15 protein-coding genes are annotated in these 17,275 nt (G+C 38.0%); 6 read left to right on the plus strand and 9 right to left on the minus strand.

The window, feature by feature from the left end:
• Nucleotides 1–157 precede the first annotated feature (157 nt).
• Together AMS59_RS10040 and AMS59_RS10045 are read left to right on the plus strand one after the other, a co-directional pair.
• Nucleotides 158–1,120 (plus strand): DNA/RNA non-specific endonuclease, encoded by a 963-nt coding sequence (locus AMS59_RS10040; protein WP_053483592.1) that lies wholly within the window; start codon nucleotides 158–160, stop codon nucleotides 1,118–1,120.
• Nucleotides 1,121–1,162: 42 nt separating this feature from the next.
• On the plus strand, nucleotides 1,163–1,342 hold the full coding sequence (locus tag AMS59_RS10045) for a hypothetical protein (protein ID WP_053483593.1): 180 nt from the start codon (nucleotides 1,163–1,165) through the stop codon (nucleotides 1,340–1,342).
• Nucleotides 1,343–1,504: 162 nt separating this feature from the next.
• Here AMS59_RS10045 and fabF read toward each other — a convergent pair whose 3' ends face one another.
• Nucleotides 1,505–2,746, minus strand: coding sequence for a beta-ketoacyl-ACP synthase II (gene fabF / locus AMS59_RS10050; protein WP_053483594.1), 1,242 nt, complete (start codon nucleotides 2,744–2,746; stop codon nucleotides 1,505–1,507).
• 30 nt (nucleotides 2,747–2,776) lie between these two features.
• Nucleotides 2,777–3,715 (minus strand): beta-ketoacyl-ACP synthase III, encoded by a 939-nt coding sequence (locus AMS59_RS10055; protein WP_053483595.1) that lies wholly within the window; start codon nucleotides 3,713–3,715, stop codon nucleotides 2,777–2,779.
• Nucleotides 3,716–4,937: 1,222 nt separating this feature from the next.
• On the opposite strand from AMS59_RS10055, the gene AMS59_RS10060 reads away from it, so the two are divergent.
• On the plus strand, nucleotides 4,938–5,132 hold the full coding sequence (locus tag AMS59_RS10060) for a YjzD family protein (protein ID WP_053483596.1): 195 nt from the start codon (nucleotides 4,938–4,940) through the stop codon (nucleotides 5,130–5,132).
• 48 nt (nucleotides 5,133–5,180) lie between these two features.
• On the opposite strand, the gene AMS59_RS10065 is transcribed toward AMS59_RS10060, so the two are convergent.
• Nucleotides 5,181–7,307, minus strand: a complete 2,127-nt coding sequence (locus tag AMS59_RS10065; protein ID WP_082337448.1) for an ATP-dependent Clp protease ATP-binding subunit — start codon at nucleotides 7,305–7,307, stop codon at nucleotides 5,181–5,183.
• A gap of 272 nt (nucleotides 7,308–7,579) precedes the next feature.
• On the opposite strand from AMS59_RS10065, the gene AMS59_RS10070 reads away from it, so the two are divergent.
• Nucleotides 7,580–8,266, plus strand: a complete 687-nt coding sequence (locus AMS59_RS10070) for a Crp/Fnr family transcriptional regulator (protein ID WP_053483597.1) — start codon at nucleotides 7,580–7,582, stop codon at nucleotides 8,264–8,266.
• Between the two features lie 796 nt (nucleotides 8,267–9,062).
• On the opposite strand, the gene AMS59_RS10080 is transcribed toward AMS59_RS10070, so the two are convergent.
• Nucleotides 9,063–9,371: a metal-sulfur cluster assembly factor gene (locus AMS59_RS10080; RefSeq protein WP_053483599.1), complete on the minus strand. Its 309-nt coding sequence runs from the start codon at nucleotides 9,369–9,371 to the stop codon at nucleotides 9,063–9,065.
• 53 nt (nucleotides 9,372–9,424) lie between these two features.
• Entirely contained in the window at nucleotides 9,425–10,189 is a 765-nt protein-coding gene (locus AMS59_RS10085; protein WP_053483600.1) for a prolyl oligopeptidase family serine peptidase, read from the minus strand.
• 121 nt (nucleotides 10,190–10,310) lie between these two features.
• Between AMS59_RS10085 and AMS59_RS10090 the strand changes: the two genes are divergently transcribed.
• Complete coding sequence (locus AMS59_RS10090) at nucleotides 10,311–11,120, plus strand: Cof-type HAD-IIB family hydrolase (RefSeq protein ID WP_053483601.1); 810 nt, start codon at nucleotides 10,311–10,313, stop codon at nucleotides 11,118–11,120.
• A gap of 394 nt (nucleotides 11,121–11,514) precedes the next feature.
• Nucleotides 11,515–12,372 carry a DegV family protein gene (locus tag AMS59_RS10095; protein ID WP_053483602.1) on the plus strand — a complete coding sequence of 286 codons (858 nt, stop codon included), beginning with the start codon at nucleotides 11,515–11,517 and terminating at the stop codon, nucleotides 12,370–12,372.
• A 93-nt stretch (nucleotides 12,373–12,465) separates the two neighbouring features.
• Here AMS59_RS10095 and AMS59_RS10100 read toward each other — a convergent pair whose 3' ends face one another.
• The 4 genes from AMS59_RS10100 to AMS59_RS10115 all read right to left on the minus strand — a co-directional run bounded on the left by AMS59_RS10100 (nucleotide 12,466) and on the right by AMS59_RS10115 (nucleotide 17,186).
• Nucleotides 12,466–13,935, minus strand: coding sequence for an alpha-amylase family glycosyl hydrolase (locus tag AMS59_RS10100; RefSeq protein WP_053483603.1), 1,470 nt, complete (start codon nucleotides 13,933–13,935; stop codon nucleotides 12,466–12,468).
• 242 nt (nucleotides 13,936–14,177) lie between these two features.
• Nucleotides 14,178–14,546, minus strand: a complete 369-nt coding sequence (locus AMS59_RS10105) for a YisL family protein (RefSeq protein ID WP_053483604.1) — start codon at nucleotides 14,544–14,546, stop codon at nucleotides 14,178–14,180.
• Between the two features lie 135 nt (nucleotides 14,547–14,681).
• Nucleotides 14,682–15,584, minus strand: a complete 903-nt coding sequence (locus AMS59_RS10110) for a fumarylacetoacetate hydrolase family protein (protein WP_053483605.1) — start codon at nucleotides 15,582–15,584, stop codon at nucleotides 14,682–14,684.
• 435 nt (nucleotides 15,585–16,019) lie between these two features.
• Nucleotides 16,020–17,186 (minus strand): DUF418 domain-containing protein, encoded by a 1,167-nt coding sequence (locus tag AMS59_RS10115; RefSeq protein ID WP_053483606.1) that lies wholly within the window; start codon nucleotides 17,184–17,186, stop codon nucleotides 16,020–16,022.
• Nucleotides 17,187–17,275: the final 89 nt, after the last annotated feature.

A 17,275-nucleotide genomic window follows, 5' to 3' on the forward strand; every position in this document is an offset into this window, starting at 1 on the left:
AGACTAGCTAATATGAAAATCCATGATACGTTACAGGCGTATGAATGCTAACAGGCTTACAGGAAGTACCTAAGTTCCTTCCATAATAGATATAATTCAACATGTTTTATTCAAAGATCTCTAGAATGTTCAGTAAAAAAATATTAGGAGTCCTAAAATGAAAAAGAAAATAAACTATTTAATCTTACTTTTAACTGCCATCTTTATAGTTGGTTGTACTAACGTAAAAGATGTATCGAATACTGATGGGAAAGCTGATTCACAAGAAGTAACTACAAAAAATAGTGAAAAAGAAAAAACTACGACTGAAAAACAAGTAGTAAAGGAAACATCAACACAATCAAAAGATCAACTGTTCAAAGGTTACAAACTAATTAAAGTTGATGGTGGTGATTTGTCTGGACATCGCGAACCTAACGTCGTCGTTGACATTGGTTTTGGGGACCGAGAGTATTGGTCCTTTACGAATGAACACGGGCAAATAGTCCGTGTCATTGCTAACGAAATCGTTCTACAAGATGATCGTACCGAACCTGTCACATCGTCTGGCAGATATTACGCTGATGAAGCAAAAGTTCCTGGTGTCGAAAGAGCAGATTTAGATGAAGGACATATTATTGCAGATTCTCTTGGTGGGGTATCAAATGCTTATAATATTACGCCACAAGATAGTACGCTTAACCGACATGGTGATCAAGCATATATGGAAGACGCTATTCGTAAAGCTGGTGGCGCTACTAATTTTGAAGCAATAATCACATATCCTAATACGGAAACTCAGATTCCTACTCATTACAAGTACACTTACACTTTAAAAGGGAATAAAATTGTAGATGAGTTTGATAACGGCAACCCTGATAAAATAAATAAATCTCTAGGATTAACTGAAAATAAATCAAGTAAATCAAGTAAATCAACTAACTCAAATAAGTCAACAAGTTCTAATAAGTCCAATGCTTTGAATGGCACTGAAGATATTTCTAGTGTTGATACAGATGGCAATGGTCAAGTAACGATTAAAGAAGCAAAAGCAGCAGGTTATAGCATGCCAATAACGAGTGATCACTGGTTATACCCCTATATGAAAGACAATGATAACGACGGTATGGTAGGGGAATAAGCACCTAGAACTCAAGGCAAAGTAAATGAATGAAATAAACGGATGACTTTACAGAAACAATCGGAAGCGATTGTTGAAGAAGCATCGCTGTTCTTATTAAACAAACGGGTAGCTTTAGTGTATAAAGAGACAGCAATAGCTGTCTCTTTATACTACTTGAATGAAACAAAATGGGCCGAAACCCATATTGTTTCATTATCAGCAATATATTATTCAGTTTGAATAAGTCTTTCGACAAGTTCTTGCTTGGATAGTTTCATATACTTTCTATGAAGCGCCCAGTCGGAACGGAAATCAACCTCTCGTTTTGCAGAAGAGACTTGGTGAATACTAAAAATCAGTGGAAGATGAAGACCCCCCACTGATTAAAGTTATTAAAGTTTTTTATTCCTCGATTTTTTTGAATAGTAGACTAGCGTTGTGTCCACCAAACCCAAGTGAGTTACTCATAGCATATTTAATATCTGCAGTTCGAGCTTCATTCGGTACATAATCTAAATCACATTCTGGATCTGCGTCTGTTAAATTAATTGTTGGTGGTAAAATGCCTTCTTTCAGTGCTAGCGCTGTGAAAATAGCTTCAACTCCACCAGCTGCGCCTAATAAGTGACCTGTCATTGATTTTGTAGAACTCATTGCAAGCTTATAGGCATGTTCACCAAAAACAGTTTTTACAGCCTGTGTTTCAAATAAATCATTGTATGGTGTACTTGTTCCATGTGCGTTAATATAGTCAACTTGTGAAGCTTCTACACCGCCATCAGATAATGCTTGCATCATTGCACGAGAAGCACCTTCCCCTTCTGGAGCTGGAGCTGTAATATGATGTGCATCTCCTGTTGCACCATAGCCAAGAACTTCTGCGTAGATTTTTGCACCGCGTGCTTTTGCGTGCTCATACTCTTCCAAAATAACAATACCCGCACCTTCACCGATAATGAAACCATCGCGATTTTTATCGAATGGACGGCAAGCTGTTTCTGGGTCTGTATTTAAAGATAATGCAGTATTTGCACAGAAGCCTGCTACTGCCATCGTAACGATTGGTGACTCTGCACCACCAGTAATCATAACATCTGCATCGCCACGTTCAATTACTTTAAAAGCATCCCCAATGGAGTTTGTACCTGAAGCACAAGCCGTTACTGAACAAGAGTTAATGCCCTTTGCCCCAAAGTGAATCGACACTTGGCCCGAAGCCATATCCGGAATCATCATTGGAATGAAGAATGGACTTACACGTCTTGCTCCGCGCTCTTGGAATGTTAAAAATTGTTGTTCGTATGTTTCCATACCACCGATTCCAGAGCCAATCCAGACACCTGCTCGTGGTGCTAGCTCTTCATCGATTGTTAATTGTGCATCTTCCATCGCCATGATGGACGCTGCTAAAGCATACTGTGTAAAGCGATCCATTTTACGTGCTTCTTTACGCTCGATATACTTTTCTATATTAAAATCTTTCACTTCAGCGGCAATTTTTGCTGCGAAAAGATCTTTATTTAAACGTGTTAACTCGCCAACGCCTGATTTTCCTGCTTTAATGTTAGCCCATGTTTCTTCGATGCTATTTCCTAGTGGTGTAACTGCGCCAATTCCTGTAATTACTACTCGTCGTTTACTCATTGTCTTACTCCCCTCAAGCATTTTTCGTTTTTATTTTCCCCATCTTATTGTAACGGCGCCCCATGTTAAGCCACCGCCAAATCCAACAAGTACTAATATATCATCATCTTTTATCTTACCTGCTTCAAGCTCATCTACCAAGGAAATACCAATAGATGCTGCCGACGTATTCCCATATTTGTGAATCGTTTTTGACATTTTTTCCGGTGGTAGCTCTAGACGCTCACGAGCTGATTCCATAATTCGAATATTCGCCTGATGCGGCACTAAAAAATCTACGTCTTCTTTTGTTAAACCTGCTTTTTCTAAAACGTTTACTGCAGATTCACCCATTTGACGAACAGCAAATTTAAAGACTTCACGGCCATTCATAGCGATTGTGTCCTGCTGTGTTAAATACAAGTTCTTACCACCTGTACCGTCAGCTCCAAGCTCAAATGATAAAATACCTCTACCTTCTGATACTGGACCAACAATCGCTGCACTTGCACCGTCACCGAATAATACAGCAGTATTGCGATCTTCCCAATCGAGTACTTTCGACAGCTTTTCAACACCTACTACTAAGACATATTTATAAGCATTTGATTCTACAAATTGCTTTGCTGTCACTAAACTATATATAAATCCTGCACAAGCAGCCGCTTGATCCATCGCAGCTGCATTAACTGCTCCGATTTGCTCCTGAACCATACATGCTACGCTTGGAAAATTTTGATCTTGTGTTACAGTCGCTACAAGGATTAAGCCTATTTCCTCTGGTGTAATACCCGCTTTTGCAATAGCCTCTTTTGCAGCTGCTACTGCTAAATCTGAAGTTTCCTGATCATCTGCAGCAAAGTGACGTTCTTCTATCCCTGTGCGAGTTCGAATCCATTCATCCGAAGTATCCATTATTTTTTCTAAATCAAAATTTGTAACGACCTTCTCCGGAACGTATTTGCCAATTCCTATAATACCAGCGTTCATTTAGCAACACCCCTCTGCTTTCTTACTATCAATTATTAGTAACTGGTCATAATTATAACTCATAACGAAGGAGAGGTGCAAGATGAATTAAATTTAACGTCTTAAAACTAGTAGTATCAATGGTCTTCAATCAACTTATATACATGGCATACAATTTAACAAATGTCATCTCCAACTTTTAGAACTGATGCAAGAAAAAGCGTATTTTTAGGATAAGTTAGGCTGAAAAATTTAATAATAGCGGTTAATGAAAAAAAGCTGCAAATAGATCTGCAGCTTTAGCCTAACAATTGCTAACATATATTATCAACAACTTAAAAGTCGATATCGTAAAAAGATGAAAGGTGGCTCTCGCATGAATCTGCGTACGTCCAATCTATTCTCTAATAGGCCGTTAAGGATCACGTTCTCTTTGGAACACTTAGTACCCTGAAGAAATCGCTTGATGGGTTGCAGCCCAAAAGGTTTCAAACGACGTGTTGTACGTTTCTTTTTGTTGGGTTTGCTACCGTAGTTGTGTCAACGTAATGGCCGACGCTTTAATCGTCTGGTGTTGCGGTGGTGTTTTTGGTTCAATAAATAATGTTGAGTAATACGCATCCGCAATGGTAATCAAGTAAATCACAAAAAGTAATTGTTTCATTCAATGGTTCAAAAATTCATTTCTCCCTTTTTTCAATTCTATCAATTCAAATGGTCTAGTTATAATACTAATACGAATGGTACGTAAAAAAGTTTCAAATTAAAAATAACCAACGCACAGCTGACCCCAATAAGCCACCTCGGTATGAGATAGCTTAGAACTACAACATTGGTTTGAATAATAGATAGCCATACGCTAACCCTTTTACTCCATAAAATAAAATTGGAGCGAGTATGAACCATGCTAATTTTTTATCCAATGAGGGTTATTCAAAGGACACAATTGCCTATAATAACTCGTCAAACTCATAATGAAGGACAGGGGTAAGATGAATTAAAATTAATGCTTTTTACTTTAATCGGCTCGACTACGAATAGAACGACTTCCCACGGACACTCCCTAGCAATCAGCATTTGTGACGTCTTCGAATTTCGTCGATCCTACTGAAATTGCATGCAAGTACAAAAGCAAGGTTATCGTTGTGACAAATTCGCCATGTTTCACAGAAAAGGTTCTTTTTTTTTCGATTTATGTTATGATATGATAATGATATAAAAAAGTTCGGTTGAGGTGAAATTAATGCAATATATCGTAACATTCATATGGTCATTCCTACTAGTTTCAATGTTAAACTACGTAGTAAGCTCTGTACTTGGTGTAGATTTTGATTTCCAAACTGCTGTTGTCACATCAGTTGTATTTACATTTCTTGTTTTCATTATCGGTGCAGTTATTCCAAACGAGTCAACTCCAGAAGCTGCAGACAATCATTAATTCAACTAGAAAAAACCTGTTCCGCTCAATGCGGAACAGGTTTTTTTGTTATTTTTCAACGATACATTGACCATCATGCATTCTAATATGCAATATTTCTCCTGGTAATACTTCACCTCGAAGCAATTCTTTTGCAACAGCAGTTTCAATATAACGTTGCACGAAGCGTTTTAGCGGTCTTGCGCCGAACTGAGCATCTGCTCCTTGTTCTACAACCCAATCAATTACATTTTGTTCTACTTGTAAAGTAATGTCTTGCTCTGCAACTCGTTTCACAAGCTGTTCGATATATTTCCATGCAATGGCTGTAAAATGCTCATCTGTTAGTGCATGGAACATAATAATATCATCCATACGATTTAACAGTTCTGGTTTAAAGTGTTGACGCAGTGCAGCCATCACTAAATCCTCAACTGCAACATCGTCTTCTTTTGCTTCCATTAAATAGCTTGAGCCAATGTTAGAAGTTAAAATGACCACTGTGTTCGTAAAGTTGACCATACGACCTTGGCTATCCGTAATGCGTCCATCATCCAAAATTTGCAGTAAAATATTCGCAACATCAGGGTGGGCCTTTTCAATTTCATCTAATAATACAACTGAATATGGATTTCGGCGAACAGCTTCCGTTAATTGTCCACCTTCTTCATAGCCAATATAGCCTGGAGGTGCCCCTACAAGACGTGATACACTATGTTTCTCCATATACTCACTCATATCAATGCGAATAAAATGGTCCTCAGAATCAAACAGCTGTGCCGCTAGTGCCTTTGCAAGCTCTGTTTTACCAACACCTGTTGGCCCTAGAAATAAAAAGCTACCAATTGGACGATGCGGGTCTTTAATACCAGCTCGAGCACGCCATACCGCTTCTGTGACAAGCTGAACAGCATTATCTTGTCCAACAACACGTTCATGCAATGTATCTTTTAAGCGTAATAATTTTTCACGCTCACCTTCTACTAATTTCGTCACTGGTATACCTGTCCAGCGTGAAACAATAGAGGCGATTTCTTCAGCTGTTACCTCTTCACGTAAAATACGTGATTCCGTACCATTCTCTAATTGTTTTTCCATCTCTTGAATGTCCTTTTCAAGTGTAGGAATTTTCCCATGACGTAGTTCGGCTGCTTTATTTAAATCATATTTACTTTCTGCTTCATCTAAGTCACGGCGGTATTTATCAAGTTTTTCACGTTTTTTCTGAATGCCTTGTAACGCTTCTTTTTCAGTTTCCCATTGTTTACGCATACCCCCAGAGGATTCTTTAAGCTTTGTTAATTCTTCACTGAGTTGCTCTAGACGCTTTTTACTTGCCTCGTCTTTTTCCTTACGTAACGCTTGCTCCTCAATTTCAAGCTGCATAATACGGCGCGTTACTGCATCCAATTCCTGTGGCATGGAGTCAATTTCTGTTCGAATCATCGCACATGCTTCATCGATTAAATCGATGGCCTTATCTGGCAGGAAACGCTCTGTAATATAGCGATTTGAAAGCTCTGCTGCCGCTACAATCGCACGGTCATGAATGCGTACTGCATGATGTAACTCAAAGCGCTCTTTCAAGCCTCGTAAAATGGAAACTGTATCTTCAATAGACGGCTCACGTACAAGCACTTGTTGGAAACGACGCTCTAAAGCAGGATCTTTTTCAATATACATACGGTATTCATCTAATGTTGTAGCCCCGATACAATGTAGCTCACCTCGTGCAAGCATTGGCTTTAGCATATTCCCAGCGTCCATTGCACCATCCGTTTTGCCTGCACCAACAATTGTATGAATTTCATCGATAAATAAAATAATGCGCCCCTCTGATTCTTTTACTTCTTTTAAAACACCTTTTAAGCGCTCTTCAAATTGGCCACGATAACTAGCACCTGCTATTAAGGCACTCATATCCAACTCATACAGTACACAGTCCTTTAATCCCTCAGGCACATCACCCTTTACGATACGTTGGGCTAACCCTTCTACAATAGCTGTTTTACCAACCCCTGGCTCACCTATTAAGACAGGATTATTTTTCGTTTTGCGAGTTAAAATACGAATAACATTACGAATTTCTTCATCTCGGCCGATTACCGGATCCATTTTACCGTTTTTTACTTCATCTATTAAATTACGTCCAAATTGTTCTAATGGTTTTTTGTCATTTGTTTGTTGAAATTGCATATTTAGCACTCCTTTTCAATAATGTTAAGCGGAATCCCGTTTGCCATTCTGTTTTAAGAAAAAATGTTTGACCTTTTTTGACTAACTTTATTTTACAACATACGACAAACCTTAGCAAAGAATTTGCCCTGAAATTTCTCCCCTTATAACTGGAAAATTACGTTATAATAAGACTATGTTTCTTAGATTTAGTATCGAAATTGTTCACCATTCTTTTGTAATAATTCGACATTTTTACAAAAAGAAAGCGATGTGTTGGAGATATGGTTATAATGGACAATATGCAAGAGAAATTTCACAATCTTTTTCAAAAGCACGGTATTTTTATTAAAGTAAATAAGGATAATAAAATTTTTTTAGAGGGCGAACGTGCGAAAGAAATTTATTATATAAAAACAGGAGCCATCTCGATTAGTCAGGAAACGGAGAATGGAAAGGAACTAACCATTCGTATTTGTGGTCCAGATAGTATTATTGGAGAAGACGCATTATTTTGTAATCTTACGTATAATTCTATGACTGCTAAAGTATTAGAGCGCTCCAGTTTATATGTTCTAAGCCGTGAATCATTGGAACTTTTATTAGTGGAACAACCTGATTTAATGGTGGAATATATGAAGTGGTTGCAAACAGAAAATTTAAAGCATCAAAGTCGTTTGCGTGATTTAGTTTTAAATGGTAAAAAGGGCGCTTTATTTTCAACAATCATCCGTCTTTCGAATACTTATGGTAAGCCTATTGAAAACGACACTATTTATATTGACTTACCGTTAACAAATACAGAAATCGCTAATTTATGTGCGACGAGTAGAGAGATGATTAATCGCATGCTTAATGACTTAAAGAAGCACAATATTATATCTTTCGAAAAAGGTTATATTACCATTCACGATCTACAATTTTTAAAGGATGAAATCGCCTGTGAGAATTGTCCGTTACAAATATGTCGTATCGATTAATTCGTTACATGCAAAATCCCCGCTTATGAGTTGTAAGTGGGGATTTCATATAATGATCAAGGAAATCATTGTGAATATTTTAATCTTTAAATGAGGGGGATTTCCGTTCCAGGCTACTCGCTTTCCTGTGGGCGAGCGTCGAGCCGCTTCCTCCGCTACGCTCCGTGCAGGGTCTCGCCTGTCTCGCTTTCCCACGGGAGTCGAGTAGCCTTCCACTCCAATCAGCGATAACGTAGAACTTTTATAAATTTTATATTATTTCAAAAGTGAACGCTATGGCTACTCACCATAATCAAACAGAAGAAATTTATAACAGTAATGCTATTGTACACCTAATCTTGCTGACGCTCCGCTTTCGCACATAAAAACATTGCTGAAGTTTCGTTTTATCGCTATAAACTAAAGTAACATGCCAGAAGATGCATACTAAGAGAAGTAGTTGATTGGGGTGGAGGCTGGGTGACTCCTTGGGGAATAGCAATAGAGGAACGAAGGCTAAAACCATCACATCCTGTGATAACGCCTTCGTGACCAACATCGTGTTGGCCCGAGACCCTGGAGCGAGCGTCGCGAGTGAAGCGGCTCATCGGACGCCCCCAGGAAGCTCTGCTCTGTGCGAAAGCGAAGCGTCAGCTACAAAGCGCCCAGCCGGAACGGAAATCAACCACACATTTTGCAGAGAGCCATACTTTTTTTGACACCTTAATTTCATTGAAACTATAGTTTTTCGACAGCAAAAATCCCCGCTCACTTCAACTGTTGCAAGCGGGGATTTTTTATTGTGCTTTAAGTGGACTTAGCGTACACCTAATGCCATTTTTGCATAGCGTGACATTTTATCTTTTGACCAAGGTGGATTCCATACAATGTTGACGTTTGTACTTTTTACCTCCGGAAGCTCACCTAATGCCGTATTCACTTGATCGACAATAACAGGTCCCATTGGGCAACCCATAGACGTTAACGTCATTGTAACGGTTGCTGCACCCTCTTCATCTAACTCTACATCATATACTAAACCTAAGTTGACGATATCAATACCAAGCTCAGGGTCAATTACATTTTCTAATGCACCGAACATGCTGTCTTTCATATCTTGATCCATCTGTATTTCTCCTTCCGTCACAGTGTTAACTTAATCATAGCAGATGCATCTTATTATGCCAAATGTTGTGCAAGCCATTCAGTTGCTGCCAACATACCGTCTCGTGACACAGCATGACCCGCTTTTTTATTAGCTAAAAATTTCAAGTCTTCCGGATTTGTTTCATAGTATTGGCATAAAGTTAAATAAAAATTATACGTATCTTTGAAAGGTACAGTTTTATCTAATTCCCCATGCCAAAATAGTACAGGTCGTCCTGCAAATTTTTCTGGTGTTAGGCTAATATCATATTTTGCTAGCAACTCATTTGTTTGCTCTACCTCTTTTTCAGACATTGGCCAATTAACACCGTTATTAGTGAATTGCTGTAATTGATATTCACCTAATTTAATAAAACCTGGTGCACCCATACATACTGCAGCTGTTTTGATCCAATCATAATGCTTTAAACAGCCTGATGTTACAATTCCACCCATCGATGTACCAGCAACGCCAATGTTATCATTCACTAATAATTTTTTATTCTTTAATTCATTATATAATTGTTCAACTTCATGAATAGAATTTAAAACAATATCCCAAAAATGTAAGCTCATTTTCATCTCAGATAGGCCTTCACTACGGTCGCCATGTAATTTTGCATCTGGTAATAGGACACGCACCCCATTGCCTACTAATTGATATGCATAATGTAAATTATGTTCTTTCGCACTCATAAAACCATGTAAGAAAATCACTACCGGGGTTTCATCATTCATATTTTCCGTATGTATATGTAATAAAGGAATATTTCCCCACAATTCTTTCTCAACAATCATCTTTGTCACTCCCAATTTTTGTCTCATCTTTATGTTAGCAAACTTTTCTCAATGTGACAAAATTTTGACGAATGGTTTACAAAGAGATAGTATTCAAATTATAGGAAAGGGGCTATGAGCTATGAAACCTCATTTAATCGTTTTAGACTTAGATGGTACGTTATTAACGGACCAACAACAAATTTCAGCCAAAACTAAAAAAACATTATTGCAGGCAAAGGAACAAGGTCATCAAGTGATGATTGCTACAGGTCGTCCTTATCGTGCGAGTGATATATATTATCACGAGCTTGGCCTTACAACGCCCATCGTGAATTTTAATGGTGCTTACGTCCACCATCCAAAAAATGCTGCTTGGCAGACTATGCATACCCCTATTGATTTAAGCGTAGTGCATAATGTCGTCGAATCCATCAATAGCTATGAATATGAAAATATTATTGCCGAGGTTAAGGACGATATTTATGTGCATACAGAGGATGAACGGATATTAAATATTTTTAATATGGGGAATCCAAAAATTACTCTTGGGGATCTCTATACCCATTTACGTGATAACCCAACTAGTTTACTGATTCAAGCTAATGAAGTGAATTCAATGATTATTCGTGATCATTTACAGGCTGTTCATGCAGAGGTCATAGAACATCGTCGCTGGGGTGCGCCACTTCACATTATTGAGATTGTTCGCCGCGGCTTAAATAAAGCAGTGGGAATCGCTCATGTAGCAAAAGATTTAGGTATCCCGCGCGAGCGTATTATTGCATTCGGTGATGAAGATAACGATTTAGAAATGATTGATTATGCCGGCCTTGGTGTAGCAATGGGCAATGGCATTCCTACTTTAAAAAATATAGCCAATGAAATTACCACAACCAATAATGACGATGGAATCGCTAAAATACTCATCGAACGCTTGAAATTATCCTAGTTAAGTAGTATATCCCATTTTTTTCAGTGTAACTTTATTCAGGAGTACCCTTTATTCAATGGGTACTTAGGTCACTCACTCAGTCGTGTGTTGTTGTTGCTGCTGTCGCTTCGCTTTCGCACAGATAAATTGCCACAGGACGTGGCGTTCTGAGACTGAGTTCCTCTATTTCAGCGGATGTTTGGACACCCGCTGAAAGAAGTTAAAAATACATCACTATTCCTGGGTTACAATTATAATGAAACCCAATATGATATATTGTATCTATATAACATTTATGTAGAAATATAGAGTGGAAAGTGACATCTCGACACTTGTTCGCCTATTATGTAGTATAGGTATTTGAAAACTTCTCATATAGAGTTAAAAGAACGTTAAATTAGGGGGACAAATGATGAAAATTTTTACTGATAGTGGATGTGATTTACCAAAGTCTTACTACGAAGAAAACAATATTGAGCTTCTTCCACTACGAGTGCATCTAAACGATAATGAATATGATGATGTCATTTCGATTGATTCCAAAGAAATTTATGATGCTATTCGCCAAGGTGCTCGCCCAAAAACATCCCAAGTATCACCAGAGCTTTTTCTTAAGCATTTCGAAGATTTAGCGAAAAATGAAGAAGAAGGAATCTACATTGCCTTTTCTTCGGAATTATCAGGCACCTATAATACTGCGGTCATGATTCGCAATCAAGTACAGGAGCAATATCCATCCCTTAAATTAGCTATCATCGATTCAAAATGTGCTTCGCTAGGTTTTGGTCTAGTAGTTGTAGAAGCCGTTCGACTCCGAAATACAGGTGCTTCATTAGAGGAAATCGAAGCAAAAATTACAGCACTTACCCCACAAATGGAACACTTATTTACGGTAGAGGATTTAGATTACCTCGCTAAAGGTGGGCGTGTATCAAAGGCAAGTGCATTTCTTGGAGGGCTCCTAAGCATTAAACCTATTTTAAATGTAGAAGATGGTAAGCTTGTGCCGATTGAAAAATCTCGCGGACGCAAAAAAGCCATCGCTCGCATGTTAGATTTAATGCAGGAGCGCGGTGATAATTTTTCTGATAAAATTGTTGGTATTAGCCATAGTGATGATGCAAACTTTGCCAACGAAGTAAAGGCTTCTATCCAAGAAAAATTTTCACCAAGAGCCATTCAAGTAACAATGATCGGTTCAGCTATCGGCTCGCACGTAGGACCAGGTACAATTGCCATCTTCTTTACGAATAAAAGCTATCAAGCTTAACAAAACCCCCTCCGCACTTAAAAGTGTTGAGGGGGTTTAGCATTTTATCCTGTATGAACTGCCTGTAAAATCATGAGGGATGAAAAACCCCCTCTATTTTAGAGCATCTTGTTCATTACGTCGTACTTTACCTCGTCTAATAATAGCAACTACAAATCCTATGAATATTAACCATACTAATCCTAGTGCTACCATATAAGGTACATTTAAACCTTCATCATTTCTAACTTGATAAATCTCTACCATTTCACGATTTAAAATAACCGGATACACGTCTTTTTCATTAATACGAACTTTTTCTTCATGTATAATACCATTTAGCATTTTACCTTCTCCAAGCTGAGCAGGTGTTAAATCAACGCGTTGTGTTTTACTAGTATTGTTAACCATAATGACCCATTTTTCTTTATCGGATGTACGCGTAAATACAAGTAGGCCATTTTCATTTGTAATAACTTCAAAATCACCGTTGCGTAATGTTTCAGATTTATTACGTAACGATTGGACATTTTTAATATAGTCGATTAATTCCGTATCTGTTTTAAAGTTGTATATTTGGTGCGTATCTGGCTTTGTTTCCCCGTTCATCGCAATTTCTGTACCATATTGCACAACTGGAATTCCTGGCATCATAAATAAAGCACCCATCGCCATTTTCAAACGCGTTGGTGGGAACATATTTTCTGTTGCAGAATCAAATGTAAAACGACGCGTTTCTAGGGAATCAACCATAATCTGAGATGGTTTCTCACCTTTTAAAGGTTCCATCAACTTAGAAGAATCCATATCAACATTTTTAAATATATTACGGTAAATATCAGCTGTAGCCGGTGCAAAGCTTGCATCAAAGTTTGCATCACTTTCTTCATTAGAAATCACATAGAGCGATTTTTTTGCATCTTTTAATGCCTTAATCACTGCATTGATAAATCCTGTATCGACACCAGTAATATTTGTTAAACGCACCCCACCAACATCATATGTAGAGACAAAATCTGTTACTGATTTAATAAGTGCTTTTTGTACATCTTTATTTGTTAAGTCCCACTGTACTTGTCCATTATTTGTTGAAGCAATCCAATCCTTCTTCGCTGGATCTTTTGCCCACTCATGATTCGGACTTACATTGTTTAGTGGGAAATCAACCATGATCGATACATTTTTAGCTTTATAGGCCTCAATGACACTTTGAAACTCCTCAGATGTCCCAAAATGACGTTCAATTGTAGAGTAGCTCGTCGGCATCGATCCATCATATTTTTCAGTGGAAAAAACTGGGCCAATGGAAGTGATTGTAAAGCCCATCTCACCGATAAATTTTAGTTTATCCTGTAAGCCTGCAAAATCGCCTCCTGCAAACTTAGTGGGGTCTTGCGTATTTGTATCAAAATCGTTAGTGCCCGAACCATTAAAGAAACGGTCAACGAGTAAATCATAGATGCTTTCTTCTGCAATCGTTCTTGTCGACGCTTCATCAGCATGTGCAACTGGTGTAGCACTCACTAATGAAGTTGCTAGTAAGAGCGATGCAGCTGTCGCACTCATCCACTTCTTAAATTTCACTTTTATTCCCTCTCTTTCAAACCAATCCATCGTCATTTTACCAAATAAAATAGTCACGTCGCTATCATTTCAAAATATTTTCCGAAAATGCAAAATTAATTACGGCAAAAAGGTGTCAACTTCTCCTTAAAATATATTCATCGGCTTGGTCGGGGGACCCGATCAGTTTTTCAAGCTACCTAAGCAATTGCTTCCCCCAAATATAAAAAGCCGTGAAGCGAAAACTTCACGACTTTTCAAAATTAGGCTAAGAAATCTTGACCCATTGGTAATTTGAAGCCTAGGAATAATGTAATCAATAAGAATACTGCAAATAAAATCCAAAACATACCTGTTGGTTTATTTTTCTTTTGACGAACTAATACCATTTCCATCATGCCAATAACTAAAATACCGCCTAGGAATTTAAAGCCGTAGAGCATACCCATATTAAAATCCATACCTTTAATGAATAGTGCCCCACCAGTAATGATGATTAAAATGTAGAATAAACGTAATGTCATATGTAAGCCTTTTGACTGCTTGCCCATTAATGCTGCAATTAAAAAGATTACGATTGCAACTACCCAAGTAGTAATATGCAAATGCGTCTGGCTAGTTAAGAAATTCATTTTTTTCCCACCTCATATTCTTTTTTCTATCAAACTCTATCCTACCATGTGTTGGAAAGGGTTTCAAACATTACAATAGTGCTCACCTAATAAACTTAAAAATCCGCGGAGGTAAACTCACGCGGATTTAGAAAATTATTCAAAATGATTCACTAAAGTACCGATGCCTTGAATAGACACTTTCACTGTATCACCAGCTTTTAAGAATTGTGGCGGATTCATGCCTTTACCAACCCCCGCTGGAGTACCCGTTAAAATAACATCACCTGGCTCTAATGTTACATGTTGAGATAAAATCGATACTAATGATTCTACAGTGAACATCATATCTTTTGTTGAGCCATTTTGACGTACTTCATCATTCACTTTTGTTACCACTGTTAAATCTTGTGGATTCGGAATTTCATCTTTTGTTACAAGGTAAGGTCCAAGCGGGCAAGTTCCTTCCAAGCTTTTTCCTAAGAAGAATTGCTTATGTTTTTCTTGCAAATCACGAGCTGTTAAATCATTGGCAATCGTGTAGCCAAATACATAATCGTATGCTAAGTTTTTCGGAATATTTTTACCACGTTTACCGATGACAACGGCTAATTCGCCTTCATAATCCATTTTAGATGAAAGATCAGCATGGATAGATATTGTTTGGCCATCAGCGGCAATAGCAGTCGGAGATTTTGTAAATACCATTAAATCTATTGGAGCTGCTTCTGCACCCATTTCTTTAGCATGTTCATCATAGTTTTTCCCAATACACATAATATTTTTTGGTGTACGTGGAATCGGTGATAACCACTCGATCGCTGTAAATTCATGTTTGAAGCTATCAGCGCGATCTGATTTTTCAGCGGCTTCTACTAATTTACGAATCTGTTCAACAAAATCAAAGCCTAGAGCAATGCCATCTACAATTGAACTTGAAAAAGAAGGGAGAACTTGAAGTTCATTTTGAATAGCGAGTACATCCCATACCGCTTCTTCTTTTTTTACTTTTGGTCCAAAGCTTACATGTCCACCTAATTTAAATGATAAAATTTTCATGATTTTCAGAGCTCCTTCTTTTTTTTACATGATACAACAAAATTATAGAAATTGCCTTACTTTTGTGATAACTATTTTTATTCCTATTAAGTTGTGGGCTCATCACCATAACGTGGGGTTGATTTCCGTTCCGGCTGGGCGCTTTCCTGGGGGCGTCCGATGAGCCGCTTCACTCGCGTTGCTCGCTCTAGGGTCTCATCTGTGACGCTGATCCCCGAGGAGTCACCCAGTCTCCACTACAATCAACTTATTTACATAACATACGTTTTAACAAATGCTATCCCAAACTTTTGATAATGAGCCAAATTGCAATTAATTATTCTTATTATACAAGACGCATTCATTCACTTTATGTTGCCGTCACATTGAAAATGAAGGCTGATTTTCACCGCAGATTGCTCGCTTTTTATAAGAGAGTCAAGCATCTCCACACAATTAACCCGCTTTCATTTTCGCCTTATAAGTTAATTTGCGCCATAAAGCCTCTAATGGACCTTGTTGCCATTTTGCTAGCCAAATTTCTGCCACAATCATTTGTACGATAATAATACTGACTGCAATTAACACGCCTGTTGCGACGCTTACTTTTCCATACCAGCCAAATCCAAATTGATAAAATAGACATGTTCCAATGATCGATTGAAGGATGTACATCGTTAACGACATGCGTCCCATTTTTGCAAAAGGACTAAGTAGCTTTGAGACAACTGGAAGTAAACAAAGTAAAACGATGAGCCCGATGTAGCCTACTGCTAAAATTGGACCACCTATGTAACCTTTCAAGTAGTCTAATAAATACGTACGTGTAAACATGATCGGTAAGCTCTTGATCAAAATACCAATGGCTAAACCAGCTATTGCTAATGTCAGCCATAGCCATTTTAACTCCTTCGCTCGTTCCACTAAACGCCATTTAGAGGCTGCGGCACCAATTAACATAAATGGTAAAATTGTAAATAATGCCACAAACCACATGCCGATCCCCGCCTGAACAGATAAATCGGTTAAACGTTGCATAAATGCATCCATCCAACTGCCTGTTCCGTAAGCAGTTATCGCCTGCTCTACCGAAGTGATATCTAAATACTCATCAATTTTCGTATTAAAATTAATATACCCTACAATAAATAGCATAAAAATTTGCATAACACCGTTAATCATAATACCGATTGACAATAACCAAATAGGATGTAGACGTAGTAAAAGCAATAAAAAAATGCCACAAAATGCATACATCATCAAAATGTCGCCCCACCAAATGAGCACAGCATGTATCAAGCCAAATACAAATAATACAGAAAGTCTTCGCAGTCCTATCGCATAAAAATTTTGTTCACGACTTTGTGCTTTCTGCCATTGCATAGCGAGTCCATAGCCAAATAACATGGCAAACAGTGGATAAAAGCTACTTTGTACATAAATATCTAAATTTTGATGCCACACTATATCTGACGGTGTTGTAAACCAAGATGCCAAATCAATGTATGGCATTGGCAAATAAAAGGCAAACATATTAACGAGTAAAATGCCTAGTAAGCTAATACCACGTAAAATATCTAATGTTGCGATGCGTTCCTGCAACATTGTCGGTTTTAACTCCACAAAATAGCCTCCTCTATGTAAATGGCGAAAACAGGGCTCTCTAACAGTCATTCCGTTATCTGAAACTATTTCAATAAGCCCTGTTTTCA

The organism is Lysinibacillus sp. FJAT-14745 (assembly GCF_001275675.1).
GTDB lineage: Bacteria > Bacillota > Bacilli > Bacillales_A > Planococcaceae > Lysinibacillus.

Excerpts from the sequence above, each read along its gene's own strand:
- AMS59_RS10095 (WP_053483602.1), top strand. The coding sequence starts at position 11,515 with ATGAAAATTTTTACTGATAGTGGATGTGATTTACCAAAGTCTTACTAC.
- AMS59_RS10080 (WP_053483599.1), bottom strand. The coding sequence starts at position 9,371 with ATGGATCAAGATATGAAAGACAGCATGTTCGGTGCATTAGAAAATGTA.
- AMS59_RS10110 (WP_053483605.1), bottom strand. The coding sequence starts at position 15,584 with ATGAAAATTTTATCATTTAAATTAGGTGGACATGTAAGCTTTGGACCA.
- AMS59_RS10045 (WP_053483593.1), top strand. The coding sequence starts at position 1,163 with ATGACTTTACAGAAACAATCGGAAGCGATTGTTGAAGAAGCATCGCTG.
- AMS59_RS10060 (WP_053483596.1), top strand. The coding sequence starts at position 4,938 with ATGCAATATATCGTAACATTCATATGGTCATTCCTACTAGTTTCAATG.
- AMS59_RS10055 (WP_053483595.1), bottom strand. The coding sequence starts at position 3,715 with ATGAACGCTGGTATTATAGGAATTGGCAAATACGTTCCGGAGAAGGTC.
- fabF (WP_053483594.1), bottom strand. The coding sequence starts at position 2,746 with ATGAGTAAACGACGAGTAGTAATTACAGGAATTGGCGCAGTTACACCA.
- AMS59_RS10070 (WP_053483597.1), top strand. The coding sequence starts at position 7,580 with ATGGACAATATGCAAGAGAAATTTCACAATCTTTTTCAAAAGCACGGT.
- AMS59_RS10040 (WP_053483592.1), top strand. The coding sequence starts at position 158 with ATGAAAAAGAAAATAAACTATTTAATCTTACTTTTAACTGCCATCTTT.
- AMS59_RS10085 (WP_053483600.1), bottom strand. The coding sequence starts at position 10,189 with ATGATTGTTGAGAAAGAATTGTGGGGAAATATTCCTTTATTACATATA.
- AMS59_RS10105 (WP_053483604.1), bottom strand. The coding sequence starts at position 14,546 with ATGAATTTCTTAACTAGCCAGACGCATTTGCATATTACTACTTGGGTA.
- AMS59_RS10065 (WP_082337448.1), bottom strand. The coding sequence starts at position 7,307 with ATGCAATTTCAACAAACAAATGACAAAAAACCATTAGAACAATTTGGA.
- AMS59_RS10090 (WP_053483601.1), top strand. The coding sequence starts at position 10,311 with ATGAAACCTCATTTAATCGTTTTAGACTTAGATGGTACGTTATTAACG.